The organism is Mammaliicoccus sp. P-M58 (genome assembly GCF_022386165.1).
Taxonomy (GTDB): Bacteria; Bacillota; Bacilli; order Staphylococcales; family Staphylococcaceae; genus Mammaliicoccus; species Mammaliicoccus sciuri.
Genome location: NZ_JAJNJI010000006.1, coordinates 174,698 through 198,615 on the forward strand (window position 1 = coordinate 174,698; position 23,918 = coordinate 198,615).

Genomic DNA, 23,918 nt, shown 5'->3' on the forward strand with positions numbered 1-23,918 from the left:
ACATTAATCTTATTTATCTATTATAATAGAAATAAGGTAAAAAATCTATTCATGAAACTAGGGGGATGCTAAAATGTCCAAGGCAAGTATAGTAATTTATGGGGCTGATGTTGTATGTGCAAGTTGTGTAAATGCACCATCATCAAAAGACACATTTGAATGGTTACAAGCAATTTTAGGAAGAAAATATCCAGAGTTAAACCTTGAATACACATATATTGATATTATGAAACAAACAGAAAATTTAACAGATCACGACCAACAATTTATCGAAAGAATAAACGAAGACGAACTTTTCTATCCACTTGTAACAATCAATGATGAATACGTAGCAGATGGTTATGTTCAATTAAAGCCAGTAACAAAATTTATAGATGAACACGTAGCAGTAGAACAATAAAAAATGAATAAAGTTGGGTAGATTATTTGGGACAGCTGAGTTGGGTAGAGTATAGTTGTGAGATATGAGGCAAGTCGTGGCTTAATGTGTGAGTAAAGCCAAGAGATAGCTGAAGTCTTAGCTTAATGCTCGAATAAAGCCAAGAAAGTACTAAAGTTATCCCGTTCCTTAACAACCACAACAAACTCACATCTTCACTTCCAACCACCCCCACATATAACAGAAAAAAAGTAGCAGATTAATCTGCTACTTTTTTCTTATCCGTTATGATATTTATATAACCATAAGACACCTGATTTAATGACTCTTGCTAAACGACCTGTTACGGTTTGTTCCATTAAATAAGCGAATCCTTGTTTTTCACCAAGTGAACCTACAAATCCTTGTGGTTTCAATTCTGGCATCTTTTCAGGTAGTGGTTTGTTTGCCCATTGCAATTTCATGACTTCAGCGATTTGATCAGCTTGTATTTCTGCTAAATATGCGCTTGGTGCATGTGGTAATGCTGCACAATCGCCTACAATATATACATTTGGATATGTTGGAATTTGATGATATTGATTTACGATAACCCTTCTACCGTCGTTTGTATCAACTGAAAGATTTCTAACGATTTCAACTGGTTGTATACCGGCAGTCCATACAACTAAATCAACGTTATGAATATCTTCATTGTTATAAAGTTGTCCGGGTTCAACTTTAGTGATATTTGAATTTGGTACAACTTCTACATTATGTTTATCAAACCATTTTTTTACGTATTTACTTAATTTCTCTGGGAATGCAGGTAAAATTCGTGAACCTCTATCAAAAAGTTTAATTTTAATATCTTGTCTACTTTCACGTAATTCACTTGCAAGTTCTATACCACTTAATCCTGCACCGACGATACCAACAGTTGCATCACTTGGTAAGTCACATATTGCTTGGTATGTTTTGCGTGCGTTTTGTACAGTTTGAATACTATAGGTATATTCTTTTGCACCAGGTACGTTGTGATATTTGTCTTCACAACCTAGACCTATTACAAGTTCATCATAATCAACTCGTGTATCTCCAACTGAAACAATTTGATTGTCTAAATCAATATCAGTAATTTCCCCGTATACTGTATTAATTTTTTTATCTTTTGGAAATTGAACACGAATATCTTTATCTGGTTTTGTGCCTGCTGCTAATGCGTAGAACTCTGTTTTTAAACCGTGAAATGGCATACGATCAATCAGCGTAATTGAATAATCGGAAGGTAATGTGCTAGGAAGTATTTCTTTCATTAAGCGCATATTACCGTATCCGCCCCCTAATAATACTAAGCTTTTCATCGTTATTCTCCTTTGTCCATAAATCAAATTTCTACAAATTTGTATGTATATATTTTATAATATATAAGTATACTTTTAGTATAATCGTTTTTGGCATAAACTACAATGAATGTTAAAATAGTTTAATGAATAAAAAGTGAGTAGGTGAACACATTGAACCCAATTGTCGAATTTTGTATTTCAAACTTGGCCAAAGGTGCTGATGTAGTGTTTAACAAGCTCGACAATGATCCAGAAGTAGATGTATTGGAATACGGTTGTCTACAAAATTGTGGACCATGTGCAAGAGGGTTATATGCATTAGTCAATGGAGATATGGTCAAGGGAGAAACACCAGAAGAATTACTTGAAAATATATATAGTCATATAGAAGAAAATTGGATTTTTTAGGAGGAATAAATATGTCAACTGTTATATTAACTGAAGCAGCAGCTTATGAAGTTAAAGATATGATGAAAAATAACGATATGCCAAGTGGTTATTTGAAAGTATCTGTTAAAGGTGGCGGTTGTACAGGACTTTCATACGGGATGTCAGCAGAAGAAGAACCGGCTGAGAATGATGAAGTTCTTGAGTTTTATGGTGTGAAAGTGTTAGTAGATAAGAATGATGCACCAATTTTAAATGGTACAACAATTGACTTTAAGACATCTTTAATGGGTGGCGGATTTGCGATTGAAAACCCTAATGCTATTGCAGCTTGTGGTTGCGGAAGTTCATTTAAGACAAGAGATGTTTCAGGTACGCCAGAACAATGCTAAGGAATTGATATGTCACACTTGAATTTATCTTTATAAAAATATACAATAAAACTTGTATGTAAATAGTATTATCTTTATTTGTGAGGAAAAACACAAAGTGACACAACTTTCCTATAAGTGTCAAACAAAATTTAGAAAGTATAGGTGAAAATAATGGGATTTGAACGTAAAAAAGTTCTAGTATTAGGGGCAGGTTACGCTGGCTTACAAACAGTAACTAAATTGCAAAAATTAGTTTCAAACCAAGACGTTGATGTTACATTAATCAACAAAAACGATTATCACTACGAAGCTACATGGTTACACGAAGCTTCTGCAGGTACTTTAAACTATGAGGATGCTTTATACCCAATTACAAATGTAATCGACAGAAATAAAGTAAACTTCGTTAAAGCAGAAGTAACAAAAATCAACAAAGATGCTAAAACAGTTGAAACATCTAATGGTGTATTCGAATATGATATTCTTGTTGTTGCATTAGGATTTGAAAGTGAAACATTCGGTATTGAAGGTATGAAAGAACATGCTTTACAAATCGAAAACATTAACACTTCTCGTCGTATTGCTAAACATATCGAAGATAAATTTGCTAATTATGCTGCATCTAAAGAAAAAGATGAAAATGATTTAGCAATCTTAGTAGGTGGCGCTGGATTCACTGGTGTTGAATTATTAGGTGAATTAACAGAACGTATTCCTGAATTATGTAAAAAATACGGTGTAGATCAATCTAAAGTTAAAATCACTTGTGTTGAAGCTGCTCCCAAAATGTTACCTATGTTCTCTGAAAACTTAGTGAACTACGTTGTTAAATATTTAGAAGAACGTGGCGTTGAATTCAAAATTTCTACTCCAATCGTTGCTTGTAATGAAAAAGGTTTCGTAGTTAAAGTTAATGACGAAGAACAAACTTTAGAAGCTAACACAGCTATTTGGGCTGCAGGTGTTAGAGGTAGTAAATTAATGGAAGAATCATTTGACGGTGTTAAACGTGGTCGTATCGTAGTTAAAGATGATTTATCAATCGACAACTATGATGATATCTTCGTAATTGGTGACTGTTCAGCTGTTATGGCTGGTGAAGGAGATAACAAGCGTCCACTTCCAACAACAGCACAAATCGCTATGCAACAAGGTGAACACCTTGCTAAAAACATTAAAAACATCTTCAATGGTGAGAAAACAGAGCCATTCGCATACGATGACAAAGGTACTGTATGTTCATTAGGTAGTCATGATGGTGTTGGTGTTGTTATGGGTCGCGAAATTACTGGTAAAAAAGCAGCATTCATGAAAAAAGTTATCGATACTCGTGCAATTTTCAAAATTGGTGGTATCGGATTAGCCTATAAAAAAGGTAAATTCTAATTGATTCATTATTAAGTGTAGAGACCTGCTATTAGGCGGGTCTCTTTTTTTAAAGGAGGTTAGCTATGATATCTTTACCGCAAGTTATCATATCAATGGCATTATTTTTTGTTCTGTTTTTTGGAATCGCTTTTATATTAAATATGCTATTAAAAGCTACTTGGTTAATGGTCGTACTTTATCCATTTGTTATTTTTGCAATTGTAGATAAAATTTCCACTGCTATGTACTTTACAGATCCAGCAACTGCATTTTCAAAACTTATTACAGGTTTAACACATATACATACTGCGGATATATTAATGCTTGGTTCAGGATGGATTGGCGCTATTGTCGCAGGATTTGTTATAAGGAATTTACGAAGAAGCGGTTATTCAATGTTTTAACAAAAGGGGATAATAATGATGAATATAAAAATTAAAGAATCATATTCTAATAATGAACATCCGATTGTAATCGGTTGTCCAAGTCATTTAAATCAAATGCACAATTTTGATGAAATTGATCAAATTTTAGGCGGACAACTTGAAAATTTAAAAAAACAACAAATTATTAGTAGCGAACTTGGTAAAATAACTAGTACAGCGATTATCGTAAATGGACAAGTCGTTAAATTAATTGCTGTAGGGTTAAGTAACTTAAAAGAAATTAAAGAAAATGACTATCAAGTTGTGTACGGAAACTTAAGCAGATATTTACAAAGTAATAGAATTGAAGAAGTACATTTGTTAGATGATACGTTTGTATCACAAAATGTATCTCATCAAGAACGTGCTTATCGTTTTGGCTGGTTATTCACACAAGCTACATTTGTATTTGATACGTATAAATCAAATAAATCAGCAAATGTTAATACAGTCATTAATTATGTTACAACGACAACTGAAGATGTTACGACAGTTATTAATCAAGGTGAAATTTTAGGGGAAAGTGTTAATTTAGCGAGAACATATTCACAAACACCTCCGAATATTTTAACGCCAGATTATTTCGCAAACCAAATTGAACAACACTTTAAAGATTCACAAGTAAAAGTAACGTTTAAAAATGAAGATGAAATTAGAGAAGAAGGTATTGGTTTATTAGATGCAGTTGGTAAAGGATCTATAAACCCACCACGTTTAGTCGTGCTTGAATATAAAGGTTCAACTCAAGATCCAATTGCACTTGTAGGTAAAGGTGTGACATACGATTCAGGTGGTTACCAAATTAAATCTAAAACAGGTATGCCAACGATGAAATATGACATGAGTGGTGCAAGTAACGTAGTAGGTATGATGCATGCTATCAACCAATTACAATTACCTATTCATGTAGTAGCCGTATTACCATTAGCTGAAAATATGATTTCAAATAATGCAATGAAACCAGATGATGTATATACAGCATTAAGTGGAGAAACAGTTGAAATAACAAATACGGATGCTGAAGGAAGATTAGTATTAGGTGATGCTGTTTCATTCGTTAAACAATATAAGCCAGAGCTTATTATGAACTTTGCGACATTAACAGGAGCTGTCGTTGCAGCATTAGGTTTAGGGAAAACGGGGATATTCTCAAGCGATGCTGATCAATACATTGATGATGTGAAACAAGCTGCAAAATATTCAAATGAAGTAAGTTTTGAATTACCGATAACAGATGAAGAGAAACAAGATATTAAATCTTCAGAAGTTGCAGATTTAACTAACTGTATTTTAAATAAAAACGGTAAAGCATTATTTGCAGCAGCATTTGTAACACATTTTAGTGATGAAATACCTCACTTACACTTTGATATTGCAGGTTCAGGGGAAACAGAAAAGGATTCATTCAAAGGACCAAAGGGTGCGACAGGTGCTATGATACCAACAGTACTACATTTCTTAAAAAATAAATAAAATCAATCACATATAAAGCGGGATAAAAAATCTATGTAAAAAGCTAGGTTTAGATCCCGCTTTAATTATGACGAAATTTGATTCAGAATATTCGGACTAATTCTTGAAATGTTGACATGCTATTTCTCAACTGATATGATAAGTTCATTATTTCACTTTATCGTGGTAGAGAACTAAAGAATGGAGAGGGTCTTTTTGGAAATAAATGCAGTATTAGTAGCTGTTATTGTGATGATTATACTTTGTTTAATGCGTTTAAATGTTGTACTAAGTATATTCATAGGTGCATTAACAGGTGGTTTATTAAGTGGAATGTCTGTTGATAAAGTCATTTCCACATTTGGTAAAACAATCGTTGATGGTTCAGAAGTTGCATTATCTTATGCATTATTAGGAGGATTTGCAGCACTGATTTCATATAGTGGTATAACTGACTACATCGTTGGAAAAATCATTACATCAATGAAAAAAGAAAATTCACAGAAAAGTAGAGTAAAAATAAAAATATTATTAGTAGCTGTATTACTTGTCATATCAGTACTCAGTCAAAATGTCATACCTGTCCATATTGCATTTATACCTATTCTTATACCACCATTATTAAGCTTATTTAATGAACTACAAATGGATAGAAGATTAATTGCTACAGTTATTGGTTTCGGACTATGTTTCCCTTATATTTTATTCCCTTATGGTTATGGTCATATATTCCAATCTATTATCTTTGATGCATTTGGAAAAGCAAATGTAGATATAGAATTCAATAGTATTTGGAAAGCGATGTTAATTCCTTCAATGGGCTATGTATTTGGATTAATCGTTGCGATTATTATGTATTGGAAACCTAGAACATATAAAACAATTAAAGTAGAAGAAGACGAAGAAACGAAGACATTAAAGCCATATCCATTAATTGTGACGGGCTTAGCGATTTTAGGAACATTCGTTGTTCAAACATTAACGGAATCTATGATTTTTGGTGCATTAGCAGGGATCTTAATATTCTTCTTCTCAGGATTATATAACTGGAGAGATTTAGATGCTAAATTAGTTGAAGGTATTCAAATCATGGCATACATTGGTGTTGTGATTTTAACAGCAAACGGATTTGCAGGTGTGATGAGCGCTACAAATGAAGTAGGTTCACTAGTTGAAAGTCTAGCATCAATTACAGGAGATAATAAAGCATTCAGTATTATAATGATGTACGTTATTGGTCTTGTTGTAACACTAGGCATAGGATCATCATTTGCGACAATTCCGATTATTGCTAGTTTATTTATTCCATTTGGACAAGAAATTGGACTTAGCACTATGGCATTAATCGCAGTTATCGGAACAGCAGGTGCGTTAGGTGATTCAGGAAGCCCTGCAAGTGATTCAACTTTAGGCCCAACAGCTGGTTTAAACGTCGATGGTGAACATGATCATATTAGAGATACATGTATACCAAATTTCTTAATATATAATATCCCATTAATTATTTTTGGATTTATTGCTGCAATGGTATTATAGTATGATTAAGGGGGATTAATCATATGGATTTAATAGAGAACTTTGGAATAGAAACAATCGAATCAAGACATGGCTATATCGAAATGACGATGCCAGTAACGGATAAAGTTAAACAACCATTCGGATTCCTACATGGCGGTGCAACAATAGCATTAGCTGAAACAGCAGCATCTATGGGAGCTCATTACGCTTCAAGCGAAGATGAAATTCCTTTAGGATTAGAAATCAACGCAAACCATATTAAGTCAATTCGAACAGGTACAGTTCGAGCAATAGGTCAAGCACTTCATATTGGAAGAACAACTCAAGTATGGGATGTTAAAGTTATTGATGAAAACGAACAACTTATTTCCATAGTAAGAGCAACAATAGCAATTAAACAAAAAAGATAATTTAATCATATAAAAAGCGATCAATCATATATTTGTATTGATCGCTTTTTATTCTTATTCGTATATATATTTTTAAATATCTCAATAAAGGGTATACATATAGTATATATAATTTGAGGAGGATATATTATGACTAAGCACAATCCTTTAACAGCTTACTATTATGACCAATATGATAAGCAACCACAAAATTATCCAGGTATTCAGAAAAATATGAATCCTGTTCCAGATTGTGGTGAAGAGTCCTATTTAGGTTCAGAGAAATTGAAAGGTAAGAAAGCACTTGTAACTGGAGGAGATTCTGGAATAGGTCGTGCTGCTGCAATCGCTTATGGTAAAGAAGGTGCAGATGTCGCGATTAATTATATTCAAGATGAAAAAGAAGATGCTGAAGAAGTAAAAAGTATTATAGAAAAAGCTGGTCAAAAATGTGTACTGATTCCTGGAGATTTAAGAAATCGAAAGTTCCCTAAGCAACTCGTCCAAGAAGCGCAAAATAAATTAGGTGGCTTGGACATAGTTGTACTGAACGCAGGTATACAACAATATGAATATGACATTCAAAATTTATCAGAAGATAATCTTAGAGATACATTCGAAGTGAATGTTTTTTCTGGTATAGCTACAATACAAGAATCGCTTCAATATTTAAAAGAAGGTAGTAGTATTATTATTACATCATCTATACAAGGATTTAAACCAAGTGCCCATTTGGTAGATTATGCGATGACAAAAAGTTGCAATATATCATTAACGAAAAGTTTAGCTGCTCAACTTGGAGAAAAAGGCATTCGTGTGAATAGTGTTGCACCTGGACCAATATGGACACCATTACAAATATCAGGTGGTCAACCACAGGATAACATACCAGACTTTGGAAAAAATCAGCCTTTACAAAGAGCAGGGCAACCAGTCGAATTAGCAGAAGTGTATGTACTACTTGCATCAGATAGTGCAAGTTATATCACAGGACAAGTATATGGTGTAACTGGTGGCGCACCAATAAATTAATATAAATAAAAAGTTGTTGCTAGTGAAATAATCACTGCAACAACTTTTTTATTTTGCATCTTTTAAATCATCGCGAATTGTTCTTTCACTAGGTCTAACGCCCATATAGTAAGCACTTCTTGAAACTAAGTGACCTGCTAACGGACCTGTTATGAATATAAAGATAATACCTAGTAGTAGTTGAACATTGAAATGTCCTTCTTTAGCGATAAAGTATATCAATACACCTAACAAGATAAGCATAACGCCTAATGTAGAAGCTTTTCCTGAGGCGTGTGCACGAGAAAAGACATCTGGTAATCTTAGAATACCTAACGCTGCGAAAAAGCTAAAGCAAGCACCTATGACCATCATAAAAATTGAGATACTAATAAGAATCGTTTCTATCATTTTCAATGATCTCTCCTTTATCCATAAATTTCGCAAATGCTGCAGTACCTAAGAATGCTAATATACCTATTAATAAAAGTATAACGAATAAATATCTAGTATGAGTTAATACTGAGAATAAAGCTATTATGGCCATTAATGTAATACCTAATGCATCGAGCGCAATGACTCTATCAGCTAGAGTAGGACCAATAATGACACGAATCAGCATACCAATCATAGAGAGTGCAACGATGATAATCGCAATAATAACGAATATATTTGTCATCGTATGCTCACCTCCTTGATAGCTTTTTCAAATGAATCTTTAATCGCACTTACTTCAGAATCAATATCTGAAAAATCAATTGAATGAATATAAAGTGTTTTTTTGTCATCTGAAATTGCTACGACGATTGTTCCTGGTGTTAAAGTGATTAATTGTGATAATAAACTAATTTCCCAATCCTTATCTAAATCTGTAGGATAAGCGAAAAATGCCGGCTTATTATGGATTTCTTTTTGTATAACTATTCTAATAACATCTATATTCGCTAAAATTAATTCTTTCATGAATATAACTGCTAAAATAAGTGATTTCCAAACAGGACGTAAGTATAAATGTTTGCCTGGAAGAAGCGGTAAAGCTACTAAGACGAACAATATACCAAATAGATAACCAAATACAAATGCACCAAATGTATAAGTATCTGAAAGCATCATCCATAATGCAGCTAAAAGAACATTTATAAGTACTTGTATCGCCATTAATAATCGCCTCCTAACGCATTAACATAAGTTTCTGGGTTATAGAATGGTAATGCAGCTTTTTCCACTAATGGATATAAGTAGTCTGCTCCAAGTCCAAATAGAATGGCTACTATTGTAATGGCTACTGATGCAATCATTAATTTATTGATTGGTAGTTTAGGGTTATAAATATAACCTTTTTCTTCACCCCAAAATGCCATTAAGAAAATGCGCATTACAGAATAGAGTACACATAAACTTGATAAAAGAACGATAATACCACTTATGTAATAACCATTTTCAAATGTAGACATTACGATGATATATTTACCATAGAATCCACTTAATGGTGGTATACCAGCTAACGACAGGGCAGCTATAAAATAAATCCAACCAAGAACTGGATAGTGATTGATTAATCCACTGAACTTTCTTAAATCAGGCGTACCAGTTATTTTAATGATGACACCAATTAATAAGAATAAAGCAGCTTTGATAATCATGTCATGTAACAAGTAGTATATACTTCCCATCATGCCATTTTTATCCATCATAGCAGCACCAATTAGGATAACACCAATCGCAATCATAATATTATAAATGATAATCTTTTTAACATCGTAATAAGCGATGGCACCAATACAACCCATGGTGATTGTTAGGATTGACAGAACAATTAACGTTTGCGTAATAAATTCACTATTCGTTGAGTAGAATAAGCTAAATGTACGCATAATTGCATATGCACCGACTTTAGTTAATAAAGCACCAAATAGAGCGATAATCGGAATCGGTGGCGCATAATATGCTCCAGGTAACCAGAAATACAGTGGAAACATACCTGCTTTAGTCGCAAATACGAATAGAAACATGATAAATGTAATCACAACAATATTTAAATCTGTTCCTGAAAGTTCAGCGAATTTAACATGTAGATCTCCCATATTTAATGTACCAGTAATTGAGTAAAGCATACCGACACCTAATACAAAGAATGCAGATGTTAATACGTTAACGAGTATATATTTAATACTTTCTTGTAGTTGGATTTTAGTACCACCAATAACAAGTAATAAATATGATGACATTAAAAATACTTCGAAAAATACGAATAAGTTAAATAAGTCACCAGTCATAAACGCGCCGTTAACACCTGTAACCATCATTGAAACACCAAAGTAATAAAAATATCTTTCACGATGGAGACCAATTGATTGGTGAGAGTATATGAGTACGATAAGCGTAATCAGTAAACTTACTGTTACGAGTAATGCACTTAACATATCCACGTATATAACAATGCTGTATGGAACTGGCCAGCTACCTAAATTTAAAGTTTGTGTTCCATTCATATATATGTGGTAGAGGTTGTATAAACTCACTAATAATGCTAACGAGAAGCCTGTTAATACTACTTTACGTTTAACATAAGGTCTATGACCGACAAAAATTAACGTGACCGCAGTTAAAAATGTAATGACAAGAGGTACAATAATCAAATTACTCATCTTTCGGTACCTCCTTCATTTCTTCTAAATTATCAGTTCCTAATTCTTTATAACTTCTAAAAGCTAATACTAAGAAGAAGGCTGTAACAGCAAACGCTATTACGATGGCAGTTAAGATCAATGCTTGTGGTAATGGGTCAACATAGTTCTTAATACCTTCTTCTTCAATTGGTAACGCACCTTTTTTTAATCCACCCATTGTCAGTAACATTAAATGTACGCCATGGGATAGTAATGTAGTACCAATAATTATCCTAATTAAACTTTTAGAGAGAACTAGGTACACTGATACGGATATAATAATACCTGCAACGAAAATCATTAATATTTCCATTATTCATTCTCTCCAATCGCTAATATGATAGTAATGGCAGTACCCACAACAGCTAGTAATACACCTAAATCAAATAGCATTGCTGTATGCCAATGAACTTCACCAAAGATAGGAAGATGAAATTCTCCAAATTTATGTGTGAAAAATGTTTTGTTATATGTCCAACTTAAGATTGGTGTTAGAACACAGAAGAACAAACCAGTTGCTGTTACTAATTTAAAGTCAAATGGGAACATTTTCTTTAAAGTTTTAGTATCAAAGGCTATACCGATAATAATGACTGCAGATGAAAGTAATAATCCACCTACGAAACCGCCGCCTGGTGTATAGTGTCCACCAAAGAAGATAGAAACAGCATACATCATAATAATTAGGAAAATGATAATGGCATTAAACTGAAAGAATACATCATTTGATTGTTTCTTCATGTTCTTCACCTCCATCTTTATCCTTGTCTCTTAATTTAACTAATGTGTAAATACCTAATCCGGCAATACCTAAAACAGCTGACTCGAATAATGTATCGAATCCACGGAAGTCTACAAGAATAACGTTTACCATGTTTTTCCCAGCGGCTAGATCGTATACATTATCTATATAATATTGAGAAATAGAATCAAAATGTCTATTTCCATATGAAATTAATCCGATTGTAATAACTCCAATTCCAACACAAATCGCAATGATAAAGTTACCGATTTTAAAGTTTCTATTTTCATCATGTCTACTCATTTTAGGTAAATGGTAGAAACATAGTAAGAATAGGGCAGTTGAGATTGTTTCAATTGATAATTGTGTCAGTGCTAAGTCTGGCGCACCAAAGAATACAAAGAATAAAGCAACTGAATAACCAACTGCAGCTAACATAATGATGCTAAATAGTCTTGATTTAGCTAATACGATACAGAATGTACTTACTAAAATTAAGCCCATTAAAATGACTTCATATGGTCTAATTTCGCTTATATTATCGAATGCAACACTTACAGGATGTGTAAATAATGTAAGTGCAGTCATAATGATAAAGAATGCGAAAATATACATTAAGTATGATCTGATAAATCCAGTCATATAGCTTTGCGTTATTTTGTTTGAAACATAAGAACTTAATTGAATACCTCTGTCGTAATAATAATTAAACGTTAAGTATTCAGGTTGAATGCTATAAATATTGAACCATTTTTCTACTGATTTAAATAATATAAAACCTATAATAAATACGATTAACGTACCTATTAAAGCAGGTGTTATACCGTGCCAATGAGATATATGAACATCAGGCGCATCAGCGAATGGTGCAATTGCTCTTACTGCTGGTGCAATAATACTGTTGCTTAATATATTTGGGAATAAACCAAATAACACAACTAAGAATGTCAAAATACCTGTCGGCAATAACATAAGTAACGGTGCTTCGTGTGGTTTCTTAGGTAATGCTTCAGGTTTGAAGTCTCCAAAGAATATTTCATGTACATATTTAAATGAATATACAAACGTAAAGATACTACCAACAATCGCTACTATTGGTAATAAATAGCCAAGTGTTGATAAACCAAATACATCAGCTTGATGACTATCAAACATTGCTGTTAAGAACATTTCCTTAGATAAGAAACCATTAAATGGTGGAACGCCTGCCATACTTAAAGCAGTAATAATTGTGAACGTACAAGAAATTGGCATGATGGTCATTAAACCGCCTAATTTTTTAATGTCTCTTGTACCAACTTCATGATCGATTGTTCCCGTAATCATGAATAATGCACCTTTAAATGTAGCATGGTTAATTAAATGGAATACTGCAGCGATAATACTAGCTAAGAATAATTGACTTTCTTCACCAGAATAATGATAACTAACAGCACCGATTCCAAGCATGGACATAATCATACCGAGCTGTGAAACTGTTGAGAATGCTAAAATACCTTTTAAATCTTGTTGTTTAACAGCGTTAAATGATGCCCAGAATAATGTGATTAATCCGACAGCAGTTACCGCCCAAACAAATCCAGCACTTGCTGCAAAAATTGGTGTTGTACGAGCAACTAAATATATACCTGCTTTAACCATTGTTGCTGAGTGCAAATACGCACTGACTGGTGTAGGTGCTTCCATTGCATCTGGTAACCAAATATGAAATGGAAATTGTGCAGATTTAGTCATAGCACCAATTAAAATTAAAATCATTGCAAAAATAAAGTAAGGTGAACTTTGAATTTCAGCGGCATTTTGTACTAAAGAGGTAATACTCCATGAATTACCTGCAATTGCGATACAAATAAAACCACCTAGTAACATTAAGCCACCAAACACTGTAATTAATAATGATTTTTGCGCGCCATATATTGACGATTGTTTATGGCGCCAATAAGCGATCAGTAAGAAACTTGAAATAGATGTTAATTCCCAGAATAGGTAAAGCATTAATAGATTATCTGATAATACAACACCTAACATAGCTCCCATAAACATAAGTAAATAACAATAAAAATTACCGAGTGATTCATTTTTACTTAAATATGTAATGGAATATAATACAACGAGCGCACCAATCCCTGTAATTAATGATGCGAATAATAAACTTAGTCCGTCTAAATGAACGGAGAAGTTCATACCTAATCTAGGCATGAAATCCCATATTACAATGAATGGTTTTTCCGAATCTGGAACATTTATGTATGACATAAAATAACTAAATATAATAATCGGAATAGGTAGTACAAACCATCCTAGATGTATACCTTTATAAAATCTGTATAAAATTGGTATTATGATTGCAAAAATTAAAGGTAACAAAATCATAATATGTATCAAACTCATTTAATAACCTCCTTCCAAAAATCTTATAAATATTATTATACACAATAAAGTTAATGCTTGAAAATACTATCAAGTCAATCTTTCAGAATTTTTAGGCTATTTTTAAATATGAAGAAACACGTTATAAATTTTTATAATTTTTTTTAAGTTTACTAAAAATTTGCCTTGTATTGACGTGAATAATCTATTTTTAATTGTTCAATACACTTCAAAGCTTGTTCACTATAATCATTATTTCTTTTAATCATTTTTTCTTCAAGTTCAGCTAATGATGTTTTTAATGAATCAATATAGTTCGGAACATCGTGCGGATAGTCTTTTAAAAACTGTGCAGTTGTATATCTTTTTTCGAATTGGCTTAAAGCTTTTCTTTCATGGAAAAAGACATTTTCAACTTCATTTGGACTATGCAAATCTCCTTGTCTAGGATGTTTGAGAACAGCTAATACTTTAACAAGAAACTGGTCTCCTTTTTCTTCAACTATTTCTACGACATATTGACCTGTTTTATGTGGAAATTGATAATACATGTTGATATCCCCTTTCTAAAAAATTATGTTATGATATCACTATTGTAATTATTTTAACATGAATGGAGAATATTAAATGACAAACTATCCTCAATTAACAAATGAAATATTAGAAGGTGAAAGAGTTGTAGAAATTAAAACAACTAAAGGAAACATGACATTCAAGTTATTTCCTGAATTAGCACCTAAAACTGTTGAAAACTTCATCGGTTTAGCTGAGAAAAAATATTATGATGGCATCATTTTCCATAGAGTTATCAATGACTTCATGGTTCAAGGTGGAGACCCAACTGGTACAGGTATGGGTGGCGAAAGTATTTATGGAAGTGCTTTTGAAGATGAATTCTCATTACAAGCATTTAACTTATACGGTGCGTTATCTATGGCTAATGCTGGACCAAACACAAACGGTTCACAATTTTTCATTGTACAAATGAAAGAAGTACCAGCAAATATGTTATCTCAACTTAAAGATGGTGGTTGGCCTGAAGAAATCGTTGATCGTTATGCAGAAAAAGGCGGTACACCTTGGTTAGACCAAAAACACTCTGTATTTGGTCAAATTGTTGAAGGTGAATCAGTTCTTGAAGAAATCGCAAACGTTAAAGTTGGCGCTAACGATAAACCAGTTGAAGACGTAGTAATTGAAACAATTGAAATTATAAAATAAATCGACATTCAATTGTCATAAAAAAATCAATGCATTCGACTCAATCTTTGGTATAATTTAGTTGCTAAGGGAGTGGTCGGCTTATGATGGAATTTCTTTATTTTCCAGATAATAAATTAGAATATATTCCTGCTGTTGCTACGTTGATATTATTTATGATTTTGGCGTATATCGTATTTATGATGTTCCGTAAAAAATCTAAAAAAGACGAAGAAAAAATGAAATCATTTGAAAAACAAGTAATGGATCATTTAGAGCAAGAGGAGAAAAAGAACAATAAAAGTAAATAAAGCATTCCAAACGAATACTATATATAGGAAGAGACTGAGGCATATGCATGTCGAAGTCTCTTTTTTATATTTAATGTTGAGTTGAGGGTAAGCTAACGATCAAGACTCGAAAACAAGATCGTTAGAAATTCTAACGTCCAAGAAACGAAAACAAGATCGTTAGCGCCCAACATATCTCACAAAATCCCCATACAAATCCTACAACAAATAAAGAATCATTAATCTATTTTCGCCATAGAATACTTATTTCTTATTCTAATAATAAATTCATGAATTTATAGATGATTTATATTTATGCATAATATTTTCAGAATTATATATCAAATTAATGGTTTAATAAAAATAACTATGCTATGATGAAATAGTTAATAACTTCAAGTACAAGGGGTTTTCTAAAAGTGAGAAAACAATATAAAGTTGGTCAGTTTGTAAAGGTAAAAGTGACTGGCATTCAGCCATATGGCGCCTTTGTTGAAACCCCTGATCATGTGGAAGGTCTCATTCATATTTCTGAAGTGATGAATGATTACGTGCACAACCTTAATCAATTTGTTAGTGTTGGCCAGATAGTAAAAGCTAAAATAATTAAAGTTGAAGCGGATGGCAAGTTGAATTTATCACTTAAAGATAATGAATATTTCAAAAGACAAGAACGTAAGAAAGAAAAGCGCTCAGTTCTAGATGAAATTAGAGAGACAGAAAAATACGGGTTTCAACCTTTAGAAGAAAGGTTGCCTAAGTGGATTAAACAATCAAATAAACATTTTGAAGACGAATAAATGATCTATCGTCTTTATAAGCTGGATATCTTACATGATAATCCGGCTTTTTTTTATACGAAAAATCACTTCATTGAATGAACATTTAAACGGCTTTTTGAATATTTATTTGAAGTAAATTTACAACTTATTTTTATTGTAAAAATTCAGAAAAAAATAGCTTGAAGTAATCTATAAAAGTGTGTCATTATAGGAATGTAAGGGGTTTCTTAATACCCCGTATAAACATAGGGAGGTTTACTTTAATGATTCCATACAAACACGAACCATTTACTGATTTTACGAAAGAGGAGAATAAGGCTGCTTACTTAGAAGGTCTTAAAACAGTTGAAGGATATTTAGGAAAAGAGTATCCAATTATTGTTGGAGGTGAACGTATCTTTACAGAAGATAAAACACGTTCATATAATCCATCAAATATTGAAGAAACAGTAGGATTAGTTTCTAAAGCAAGCAAAGAACATGCTGAAAAAGCAATGGAAGCTGCTAAAGAAGCCTTTAAAACATGGAGAGATACTGATCCAAGTGTCCGTGCTGACGTTTTATTCAGAGCAGCAGCAATTACGAGACGTCGTAAACACGAATTCTCAGCTTTACTTTCTAAAGAAGGTGGTAAACCATGGAAAGAAGCAGATGCAGATACTGCTGAAGCAATCGACTTTATGGAATACTATGCGCGTCAAATGCTTGAATTAAAAGACGGTAAAAAAGTAGAAAGTCGTCCAGGAGAATATAATAAATATAATTATTTACCAGTTGGTGTAAGTGTTGTTATTTCACCATGGAACTTCGCATTTGCAATCATGGCTGGTACAACTGTAGCACCAGTCGTAACAGGAAATACTGTATTATTAAAACCATCATCTAAAACGCCAGTTATCGCTTATAAATTTATGGAAGTTTTAGAAGAAGCAGGTTTACCAAAAGGGGTGGTAAACTACATTCCAGGTTCATCAAGTGAAATCGGTGATTATTTAATCGATCATAAAGATACAAGTCTTATTTCATTCACTGGTTCTCGTGATGTAGGTGTTTCTATTTACGAAAGAGCTGCAAAAGTTCAAAAAGGCCAAACACACCTTAAACGCGTTATTGCTGAAATGGGTGGTAAAGATACAATTATTGTTGATTCAGAAGGCGACTTAGATTTAGCAGCTGATTCAATTGTACAATCAGCATTTGGATTCTCAGGTCAAAAATGTTCAGCATGTTCACGTGTCATTGCAGTTGAAGATATTTATGATGAATTATTAGATAAAGTAGTTGAACGTACAGAAAAATTAACTGTCGGTGATTCAACTGATCAAGCTAATTATATGGGGCCAGTAATTGACGAAAACTCATTAAACAAAATTAAAAAATATATCGAAATCGGTAAAAAAGAAGGCCGTATAGTAGCAGGTGGTACAACTGACGAAGAAAAAGGACATTTCGTTAACCCAACTGTTATTGCTGATTTAAAACATGACGATAGAGTCATGCAAGAAGAAATCTTTGGACCAGTTGTTGGTTTCAGCAAAGCAAAAGATTTTGATCAAGCAATTGAATTTGCGAATGATACAGAATACGGTTTAACGGGTGGCGTTATTACAAATAACCGCTCTAAATTAGAACAAGCACGTAGAGACTTTATGGTAGGAAACTTATACTTCAATAGAGGATGTACAGGTGCTATTGTAGGTTACCAACCATTTGGTGGATTTAAAATGTCAGGTACAGATTCTAAAGCAGGTGGACCAGACTACTTAGTACTTCACTTACAAGGACGTACGACATCAGAAATGTTATAATATTGTTGAAATAATAAAAATACAGTAGGGCGTTTGCATGCTCTACTGTTTTAATGGGAGGAGATTTAATATGACAAAGTCACAAGAAATCATTGAACAAACAAATACATTTGGTGCGCCGAACTATTTGCCATTACCAATTGTAATTTCAGAAGCGGAAGGTATTTGGGTTAAAGATCCAGAGGGCAATCGCTATTTAGATATGTTATCTGCTTATTCTGCAGTTAACCAAGGTCATCGTCATCCGAAAATTATCCAAGCATTAAAAGATCAAGCAGACCGTGTAACACTTACTTCACGAGCATTCCATAGTGATCAATTAGGTCCTTGGTATGAAAAGATTTGTAAACTTGCAAATAAAGAAATGGTATTACCAATGAACACAGGTGCAGAAGCTGTTGAAACAGCGATTAAAGCTGCAAGACGTTGGGCTTATGATGTGAAAGGTGTAGAAGATAACAAAGCAGAAATCATTGCGATGAATGGTAACTTCCATGGTCGTACAATGGCTGCAGTTTCACTTTCTTCAGAAAAAGAATATCAAAGAGGATACGGTCCATTATTAGGTGGATTCAAACTTGTTGATTTCGGTGATATTGAACAAATTAAATCTGCTATTACACCAAATACAGCAGCCGTATTAATTGAACCTATTCAAGGTGAAGCGGGTATTAATGTACCTGAAGACGGCTATTTAAAACAAATTAGAGAAATTTGTGATGAAAACAATGTATTATTCATTGCAGATGAAATTCAAGCTGGTCTTGGTAGAACAGGTAAATTATTCGCAACAGATTGGGATAATGTACAACCAGATATGTATATCTTAGGTAAAGCGTTAGGTGGAGGCGTATTCCCAATTTCATGTATCGTTGGTAATAAAGAAATTCTAGAAGTATTTAACCCAGGTTCACATGGTTCTACTTTTGGTGGTAACCCTCTAGCATGTGCGGTATCTGTTGCAGCATTAGACGTACTAATTGATGAAAAATTATCTGAACGTTCTTTAGAATTAGGAACTTATTTCAAAGAAGAACTACAAAAAATTGATCATCCATCAATCAAAGAAGTAAGAGGTAAAGGTTTATTCATCGGTATCGAACTAACTGAAGATGCAAGACCATATTGTGAAAAATTAAAAGAATTAGGTCTGTTATGTAAAGAAACTCACGATACAGTTATTCGTTTTGCACCACCACTTATTATCGAAAAAGAAGATTTAGATTGGGCACTTGATCAAGTTAAGTCTGTTTTTAAATAAAAAATCTGATAACGTTTACAAAAAAACGTTTAAGACCTTTTAAAAATAATCAATTATGTTACAATTATTTAGAGATTAAAAGTATTTAAAAAAGAGGCGAAGAGGATCATGAGCGAAAATTTAAATTTAGTTTCATCGACACAAGAAATTATTGGTGAAGCCCTTAATAAATTAGGTTTTGACGAGGGGATGTACGATTTAATTAAAGAACCAATGAGATTATTAACAGTGCGTATACCTGTTAGAATGGATGACGGTTCTGTTAAGACATTTACTGGTTATCGTGCACAACATAATGATGCAGTTGGACCAACTAAAGGTGGGGTTCGTTTCCACCCAGATGTTGATGTTGAAGAAGTAACAGCATTATCTATGTGGATGACGTTAAAATGTGGAATTGTAGATTTACCATATGGTGGTGGTAAAGGTGGTATTGTCTGTGACCCAAGACAAATGAGTATTCATGAAGTAGAAAGATTATCTCGTGGATATGTTCGTGCTATTTCTCAAATAGTAGGTCCTACAAAAGACATTCCAGCACCAGACGTATTTACAAACTCACAAATTATGGCTTGGATGATGGATGAATATAGTCAAATGGATGAATTTAATTCTCCAGGATTTATTACTGGTAAACCTATTGTTTTAGGTGGTTCTCAAGGTAGAGATCGTTCTACTGCATTAGGTGTTGTTATTGCAATTGAAGAAGCAGCTAAGAGACGTGGAAAAACAATCGAAGGTTCAAGAGTCGTTATTCAAGGATTTGGTAACGCAGGAAGCTTTTTAGCGAAATTCTTATATGATCAAGGCGCTAAAATAGTAGGTATTTCAGATGCTTATGGTGCACTTCATGATCCTGAAGGTTTAGATATCGATTATTTATTAGATCGTCGTGATAGCTTCGGAACAGTTACAAATTTATTTGATGATACAATTTCTAATAAAGAATTATTTGAAATTGATTGTGATATCCTTGTTCCAGCAGCGATTTCAAATCAAATTACAGAAGATAATGCTAATGATATTAAAGCTGAAATTGTAGTAGAAGCAGCTAATGGTCCAACTACAATGGCAGCAACTAAAATATTAAGTGAGCGAGGCGTTCTTCTTGTGCCAGACGTATTAGCAAGTGCTGGTGGCGTAACAGTATCATACTTCGAGTGGGTACAAAATAACCAAGGTTATTACTGGACTGAAGAAGAAGTTAACGAAAAACTACGTGAAAAATTAGTTAAAGCTTTTGATACAATTTATAACTTAGCAGAAAATAGAAAAATAGATATGAGATTAGCAGCTTATATTGTAGGTATTAAACGTACAGCTGAAGCGGCTAGATATAGAGGTTGGGCATAAGCCTTAACCAATAAAAACACACCATTTTGCATGGTGTGTTTTTTGATTATATGAGTTTTTTAGCGACATTAATTTGATGTTGGACGGACTCTTGACCTGTTGAACCATAACTTTTTCTACGGTTTAAACAGTTTTCAGGTTTCAAGTAATCATATACATTTTCTTGTATACGTTCGTTATAAGATTGATATTGTTCTAATGGCACATCTAATAAATATTTACCATTTTGAATACACCATAAGACGATTTTACCTACAATCTCATGCGCTTCTCTAAATGGTATATTTTGTTCTACTAAATAATCAGCTAGCTCAGTAGCATTAGAAAAATCTTTATGCACTGTTTCATTTAAACGCTCTTTATTCACTTGCATAGTAGATATCATACCTTCGAAAATACGCAATGAGCCTTTAACAGTATGAATGGCATCAAACAGACCTTCTTTATCTTCTTGCATATCTTTATTATATGCTAATGGTAAGCCTTTTAAAGTAACAAGCATACTCATTAAATGACCCGTTGTTCTTCCAACTTTACCTCTAATCAATTCTGCCATATCAGGGTTTTTCTTCTGCGGCATAATCGATGATCCAGTAGAAAAACTATCTGATAGTGTAATGAATTTAGCTTCATCAGTAGACCAGAAAATAATTTCTTCAGCAAATCTTGATAGGTGAACCATCGTTAATGAAATATTATGCAAAGTTTCTACGATATAATCACGATCACTAACTGCATCAAGACTATTTTCATATAAACTGCTAAAGTTTAAAAGTTCTTGTGTTCGATGTCTATCAATAGGATGGGTTGTACCACTTAAAGCTGCAGCACCTAGTGGACTGATGTCGATTCTTTTTAAACTATCATTAAATCTCGATTTATCACGCTCTAACATCCAGAAATAAGTCATGATATGATGCGCGAAAGATATAGGTTGCGCTCTTTGTAAGTGCGTGTATCCTGGCATGATGGTATGCACATGTTCATCTGCAATAAGTAGAATTGATTTTTGAAGAGACTCTATAAGTGTAAGAATCTCTTGAATATGTTGTTTTGTATAAAGGTGCATATCCGTTGCAACTTGATCATTTCTACTTCTACCAGTGTGCAATTTACCGCCCACTTGACCAATCTTCTGTATTAATGCATGTTCAATATTTAAATGAATATCTTCAAGTGATTCAGAAAGTTCAAGATTACCGTTATAATAGTCGTCTTGGATATCTTTTAAACCTTGAATAATTTGGTCTGCTTCTTCTGTTTTGATGATATTTTGCTCCGCTAACATTGTTGCATGTGCAATACTACCTTGAATATCTTGATCAATTAAATTTTTATCAAAATGGATAGATGCATTAAATGCATCTACCCATGATTCAGGGTTAGACTCGAATCTTCCACCCCATGCTTTTTTTGTCATTTTAAAACACCCTCTGTTTCTAATAATGCTTTAACCTTAGTAGGTAAACCGAAGATTTCAATGAATCCTACAGCTGCTTCTTGGTTAAATGCGTCTTCTTTAGTGTACGTTGCAAGTGCTTCATTGTATAAACTAAATGGAGATTTACGTCCATTAACGATTACATTTCCTTTAAATAGTTTAACACGTACTGTACCTGTTACTTGAGTTTGTGTAGAATCGATAAATTGTTTTAAGCTATCTGTTAATGGTGAGAACCATAATCCATTATATATTTGTTCAGCTAATTGTTTTTCGATAACAGGTTTAAAGTGTGCAACGTCTTTTGTTAAAGTAATCGTTTCTAATGCTTTATGTGCTTCCATTATAACCTTTGCACCTGGTGTTTCATATACTTCACGTGATTTAATACCAACTAAACGGTTTTCTACGTGATCGATTCTGCCGATACCGTGTAAACCAGCAATTTCATTAAGTTGTAAGATTAATTCATCTAACGGATATGATTTATTATTGATTGAAATAGGTAAACCTTTTTCAAATACAATTTCAAGTTCTTCTGGTGTATCAGGTGTTTCTTCAATTGGTTTCGTTAAATCATATGCATCTTCTGGTGGTGTCGCAAATGGATCTTCAAGAATACCACACTCATTACTACGACCCCATAAATTTTGGTCAATTGAATATGGAGAATCTAAATTGATAGGAATTGGAATGTTATGTTTTTTAGCATAATCAATTTCTTCCTCACGACTCCAAGACCATTCACGTACTGGCGCTAATACTTTAATATGAGGCGCTAATGCTTTAATAGCTACTTCAAAACGTACTTGGTCATTCCCCTTACCAGTACATCCGTGTGCTATTGCAATCGCATCTTCTTCTTGTGCGATTTCAACTAATTTCTTAGATATAAGTGGTCTACTCAATGCAGAAACAAGTGGATAACTACCTTCATACATTGTATTACCTTTAATTGCATAACCAACAAAATCTTTACTGAATTCTTTTGTTGCGTCTATTACATATGATTTTTCTGCACCCATATCATAAGCTTTTTGTTTAACTAGTTCTAAATCTTTACCTTCACCAACATCTAAACAACATGCAATTACTGTATATCCTTTTTCAATTAGCCATTTTACTGCAACACTCGTATCCAATCCGCCTGAGTATGCCAATACAACTTTGTTAGTCATTAAAAAAACCTCACTTTTGTATTAATATTTAATATTTTGTATATTTAATCGATAAACATACAATATCATATTAGGAATGAATGTTCAATAGTTATTTTAAATATTTATGCATGTAAAGGTATATCGTTGCATTTCAATTGAAAGCCTATGAAAACTAGAGTAAAATAAAGACGTTGTTGAAATTAAATATAGATTA

26 protein-coding genes are annotated in these 23,918 nt (G+C 33.0%); 15 read left to right on the forward strand and 11 right to left on the reverse strand.

Annotated elements, in window-relative coordinates:
- Nucleotides 1-73: 73 nt before the first annotated feature.
- Nucleotides 74-400 (forward strand): YuzD family protein, encoded by a 327-nt coding sequence (locus tag LQ694_RS08700; protein WP_048540152.1) that lies wholly within the window; start codon nt 74-76, stop codon nt 398-400.
- Between the two features lie 257 nt (nt 401-657).
- On the opposite strand, the gene LQ694_RS08705 is transcribed toward LQ694_RS08700, so the two are convergent.
- Nucleotides 658-1,722 (reverse strand): NAD(P)/FAD-dependent oxidoreductase, encoded by a 1,065-nt coding sequence (locus LQ694_RS08705; protein WP_218696777.1) that lies wholly within the window; start codon nt 1,720-1,722, stop codon nt 658-660.
- Nucleotides 1,723-1,875: 153 nt separating this feature from the next.
- Here LQ694_RS08705 and LQ694_RS08710 point away from each other — a divergent pair, with 153 nt between their 5' ends.
- The 8 genes from LQ694_RS08710 (at nt 1,876) to LQ694_RS08745 (ending at nt 8,649) form a co-directional block, all read left to right on the forward strand.
- Nucleotides 1,876-2,112, forward strand: coding sequence for a YuzB family protein (locus tag LQ694_RS08710; protein ID WP_025904683.1), 237 nt, complete (start codon nt 1,876-1,878; stop codon nt 2,110-2,112).
- A gap of 11 nt (nt 2,113-2,123) precedes the next feature.
- Nucleotides 2,124-2,483 carry a HesB/IscA family protein gene (locus LQ694_RS08715; RefSeq protein WP_058611876.1) on the forward strand — a complete coding sequence of 120 codons (360 nt, stop codon included), beginning with the start codon at nt 2,124-2,126 and terminating at the stop codon, nt 2,481-2,483.
- 153 nt (nt 2,484-2,636) lie between these two features.
- The gene (locus tag LQ694_RS08720) at nt 2,637-3,851 is read left to right on the forward strand and encodes an NAD(P)/FAD-dependent oxidoreductase (protein WP_048540146.1); all 1,215 of its coding nucleotides are present in this window, start codon (nt 2,637-2,639) and stop codon (nt 3,849-3,851) included.
- Between the two features lie 65 nt (nt 3,852-3,916).
- Nucleotides 3,917-4,237, forward strand: a complete 321-nt coding sequence (locus tag LQ694_RS08725) for a YuiB family protein (protein WP_096791201.1) — start codon at nt 3,917-3,919, stop codon at nt 4,235-4,237.
- An 18-nt stretch (nt 4,238-4,255) separates the two neighbouring features.
- Nucleotides 4,256-5,731, forward strand: coding sequence for a M17 family metallopeptidase (locus tag LQ694_RS08730; protein WP_058611875.1), 1,476 nt, complete (start codon nt 4,256-4,258; stop codon nt 5,729-5,731).
- Between the two features lie 180 nt (nt 5,732-5,911).
- Nucleotides 5,912-7,246: a Na+/H+ antiporter family protein gene (locus LQ694_RS08735; protein ID WP_179296624.1), complete on the forward strand. Its 1,335-nt coding sequence runs from the start codon at nt 5,912-5,914 to the stop codon at nt 7,244-7,246.
- Nucleotides 7,247-7,269: 23 nt separating this feature from the next.
- Nucleotides 7,270-7,638 carry a PaaI family thioesterase gene (locus LQ694_RS08740; RefSeq protein ID WP_096791203.1) on the forward strand — a complete coding sequence of 123 codons (369 nt, stop codon included), beginning with the start codon at nt 7,270-7,272 and terminating at the stop codon, nt 7,636-7,638.
- Nucleotides 7,639-7,767: 129 nt separating this feature from the next.
- Entirely contained in the window at nt 7,768-8,649 is an 882-nt protein-coding gene (locus LQ694_RS08745) for an SDR family oxidoreductase (protein ID WP_049319823.1), read from the forward strand.
- A gap of 48 nt (nt 8,650-8,697) precedes the next feature.
- Here LQ694_RS08745 and mnhG read toward each other — a convergent pair whose 3' ends face one another.
- The 8 genes from mnhG to kapB form a co-directional block, all read right to left on the reverse strand.
- On the reverse strand, nt 8,698-9,039 hold the full coding sequence (mnhG, locus tag LQ694_RS08750; protein ID WP_025904690.1) for a monovalent cation/H(+) antiporter subunit G: 342 nt from the start codon (nt 9,037-9,039) through the stop codon (nt 8,698-8,700).
- A complete protein-coding gene (locus tag LQ694_RS08755) occupies nt 9,017-9,307 on the reverse strand; it encodes a Na(+)/H(+) antiporter subunit F1 (protein ID WP_048540139.1) in 291 nt (96 codons plus the stop codon). The genes mnhG and LQ694_RS08755 overlap by 23 nt, the downstream gene beginning before the upstream one ends.
- On the reverse strand, nt 9,304-9,786 hold the full coding sequence (locus tag LQ694_RS08760) for a Na+/H+ antiporter subunit E (protein ID WP_025904692.1): 483 nt from the start codon (nt 9,784-9,786) through the stop codon (nt 9,304-9,306). The genes LQ694_RS08755 and LQ694_RS08760 overlap by 4 nt, the downstream gene beginning before the upstream one ends.
- Entirely contained in the window at nt 9,786-11,276 is a 1,491-nt protein-coding gene (locus tag LQ694_RS08765; RefSeq protein ID WP_218696771.1) for a Na+/H+ antiporter subunit D, read from the reverse strand. Before LQ694_RS08765 ends, LQ694_RS08760 begins: the two co-directional genes overlap by 1 nt.
- Nucleotides 11,269-11,610, reverse strand: a complete 342-nt coding sequence (locus LQ694_RS08770; RefSeq protein ID WP_025904694.1) for a Na(+)/H(+) antiporter subunit C — start codon at nt 11,608-11,610, stop codon at nt 11,269-11,271. Before LQ694_RS08770 ends, LQ694_RS08765 begins: the two co-directional genes overlap by 8 nt.
- On the reverse strand, nt 11,610-12,038 hold the full coding sequence (locus LQ694_RS08775; protein WP_025904695.1) for a Na(+)/H(+) antiporter subunit B: 429 nt from the start codon (nt 12,036-12,038) through the stop codon (nt 11,610-11,612). Before LQ694_RS08775 ends, LQ694_RS08770 begins: the two co-directional genes overlap by 1 nt.
- Complete coding sequence (locus tag LQ694_RS08780; protein WP_049319826.1) at nt 12,019-14,430, reverse strand: Na+/H+ antiporter subunit A; 2,412 nt, start codon at nt 14,428-14,430, stop codon at nt 12,019-12,021. The genes LQ694_RS08775 and LQ694_RS08780 overlap by 20 nt, the downstream gene beginning before the upstream one ends.
- A gap of 152 nt (nt 14,431-14,582) precedes the next feature.
- Nucleotides 14,583-14,960: a sporulation phosphorelay system protein KapB gene (gene kapB / locus LQ694_RS08785; protein ID WP_058611870.1), complete on the reverse strand. Its 378-nt coding sequence runs from the start codon at nt 14,958-14,960 to the stop codon at nt 14,583-14,585.
- Nucleotides 14,961-15,036: 76 nt separating this feature from the next.
- On the opposite strand from kapB, the gene LQ694_RS08790 reads away from it, so the two are divergent.
- The 6 genes from LQ694_RS08790 to LQ694_RS08815 all read left to right on the forward strand — a co-directional run bounded on the left by LQ694_RS08790 (nt 15,037) and on the right by LQ694_RS08815 (nt 21,103).
- Complete coding sequence (locus LQ694_RS08790; protein ID WP_048540134.1) at nt 15,037-15,630, forward strand: peptidylprolyl isomerase; 594 nt, start codon at nt 15,037-15,039, stop codon at nt 15,628-15,630.
- An 83-nt stretch (nt 15,631-15,713) separates the two neighbouring features.
- Nucleotides 15,714-15,920, forward strand: coding sequence for a hypothetical protein (locus LQ694_RS08795; protein WP_049319828.1), 207 nt, complete (start codon nt 15,714-15,716; stop codon nt 15,918-15,920).
- Nucleotides 15,921-16,318: 398 nt separating this feature from the next.
- The gene (ygs, locus tag LQ694_RS08800; RefSeq protein WP_048540132.1) at nt 16,319-16,699 is read left to right on the forward strand and encodes a S1 domain-containing post-transcriptional regulator Ygs; all 381 of its coding nucleotides are present in this window, start codon (nt 16,319-16,321) and stop codon (nt 16,697-16,699) included.
- Between the two features lie 245 nt (nt 16,700-16,944).
- Entirely contained in the window at nt 16,945-18,489 is a 1,545-nt protein-coding gene (gene pruA, locus LQ694_RS08805) for an L-glutamate gamma-semialdehyde dehydrogenase (protein WP_058591479.1), read from the forward strand.
- A 70-nt stretch (nt 18,490-18,559) separates the two neighbouring features.
- Nucleotides 18,560-19,750, forward strand: a complete 1,191-nt coding sequence (locus LQ694_RS08810) for an ornithine--oxo-acid transaminase (protein ID WP_049319830.1) — start codon at nt 18,560-18,562, stop codon at nt 19,748-19,750.
- Between the two features lie 108 nt (nt 19,751-19,858).
- Nucleotides 19,859-21,103 carry a Glu/Leu/Phe/Val family dehydrogenase gene (locus LQ694_RS08815; protein ID WP_048540128.1) on the forward strand — a complete coding sequence of 415 codons (1,245 nt, stop codon included), beginning with the start codon at nt 19,859-19,861 and terminating at the stop codon, nt 21,101-21,103.
- A gap of 46 nt (nt 21,104-21,149) precedes the next feature.
- On the opposite strand, the gene argH is transcribed toward LQ694_RS08815, so the two are convergent.
- Both argH and LQ694_RS08825 read right to left on the reverse strand, forming a co-directional pair.
- Nucleotides 21,150-22,523 (reverse strand): argininosuccinate lyase, encoded by a 1,374-nt coding sequence (gene argH / locus LQ694_RS08820; RefSeq protein WP_218696770.1) that lies wholly within the window; start codon nt 22,521-22,523, stop codon nt 21,150-21,152.
- Nucleotides 22,520-23,722 carry an argininosuccinate synthase gene (locus tag LQ694_RS08825; RefSeq protein WP_058611867.1) on the reverse strand — a complete coding sequence of 401 codons (1,203 nt, stop codon included), beginning with the start codon at nt 23,720-23,722 and terminating at the stop codon, nt 22,520-22,522. The genes argH and LQ694_RS08825 overlap by 4 nt, the downstream gene beginning before the upstream one ends.
- Nucleotides 23,723-23,918 lie beyond the last annotated feature (196 nt).

Coding starts and splice junctions, on each gene's coding strand:
- LQ694_RS08700 (WP_048540152.1), top strand. CDS start 74: ATGTCCAAGGCAAGTATAGTAATTTATGGGGCTGATGTTGTATGTGCA.
- LQ694_RS08705 (WP_218696777.1), bottom strand. CDS start 1,722: ATGAAAAGCTTAGTATTATTAGGGGGCGGATACGGTAATATGCGCTTA.
- LQ694_RS08715 (WP_058611876.1), top strand. CDS start 2,124: ATGTCAACTGTTATATTAACTGAAGCAGCAGCTTATGAAGTTAAAGAT.
- LQ694_RS08720 (WP_048540146.1), top strand. CDS start 2,637: ATGGGATTTGAACGTAAAAAAGTTCTAGTATTAGGGGCAGGTTACGCT.
- LQ694_RS08725 (WP_096791201.1), top strand. CDS start 3,917: ATGATATCTTTACCGCAAGTTATCATATCAATGGCATTATTTTTTGTT.
- LQ694_RS08730 (WP_058611875.1), top strand. CDS start 4,256: ATGAATATAAAAATTAAAGAATCATATTCTAATAATGAACATCCGATT.
- LQ694_RS08735 (WP_179296624.1), top strand. CDS start 5,912: ATGGAGAGGGTCTTTTTGGAAATAAATGCAGTATTAGTAGCTGTTATT.
- LQ694_RS08740 (WP_096791203.1), top strand. CDS start 7,270: ATGGATTTAATAGAGAACTTTGGAATAGAAACAATCGAATCAAGACAT.
- LQ694_RS08745 (WP_049319823.1), top strand. CDS start 7,768: ATGACTAAGCACAATCCTTTAACAGCTTACTATTATGACCAATATGAT.
- mnhG (WP_025904690.1), bottom strand. CDS start 9,039: ATGATAGAAACGATTCTTATTAGTATCTCAATTTTTATGATGGTCATA.
- LQ694_RS08755 (WP_048540139.1), bottom strand. CDS start 9,307: ATGACAAATATATTCGTTATTATTGCGATTATCATCGTTGCACTCTCT.
- LQ694_RS08760 (WP_025904692.1), bottom strand. CDS start 9,786: ATGGCGATACAAGTACTTATAAATGTTCTTTTAGCTGCATTATGGATG.
- LQ694_RS08765 (WP_218696771.1), bottom strand. CDS start 11,276: ATGAGTAATTTGATTATTGTACCTCTTGTCATTACATTTTTAACTGCG.
- LQ694_RS08770 (WP_025904694.1), bottom strand. CDS start 11,610: ATGGAAATATTAATGATTTTCGTTGCAGGTATTATTATATCCGTATCA.
- LQ694_RS08775 (WP_025904695.1), bottom strand. CDS start 12,038: ATGAAGAAACAATCAAATGATGTATTCTTTCAGTTTAATGCCATTATC.
- LQ694_RS08780 (WP_049319826.1), bottom strand. CDS start 14,430: ATGAGTTTGATACATATTATGATTTTGTTACCTTTAATTTTTGCAATC.
- kapB (WP_058611870.1), bottom strand. CDS start 14,960: ATGTATTATCAATTTCCACATAAAACAGGTCAATATGTCGTAGAAATA.
- LQ694_RS08790 (WP_048540134.1), top strand. CDS start 15,037: ATGACAAACTATCCTCAATTAACAAATGAAATATTAGAAGGTGAAAGA.
- LQ694_RS08795 (WP_049319828.1), top strand. CDS start 15,714: ATGATGGAATTTCTTTATTTTCCAGATAATAAATTAGAATATATTCCT.
- pruA (WP_058591479.1), top strand. CDS start 16,945: ATGATTCCATACAAACACGAACCATTTACTGATTTTACGAAAGAGGAG.
- LQ694_RS08810 (WP_049319830.1), top strand. CDS start 18,560: ATGACAAAGTCACAAGAAATCATTGAACAAACAAATACATTTGGTGCG.
- LQ694_RS08815 (WP_048540128.1), top strand. CDS start 19,859: ATGAGCGAAAATTTAAATTTAGTTTCATCGACACAAGAAATTATTGGT.
- argH (WP_218696770.1), bottom strand. CDS start 22,523: ATGACAAAAAAAGCATGGGGTGGAAGATTCGAGTCTAACCCTGAATCA.
- LQ694_RS08825 (WP_058611867.1), bottom strand. CDS start 23,722: ATGACTAACAAAGTTGTATTGGCATACTCAGGCGGATTGGATACGAGT.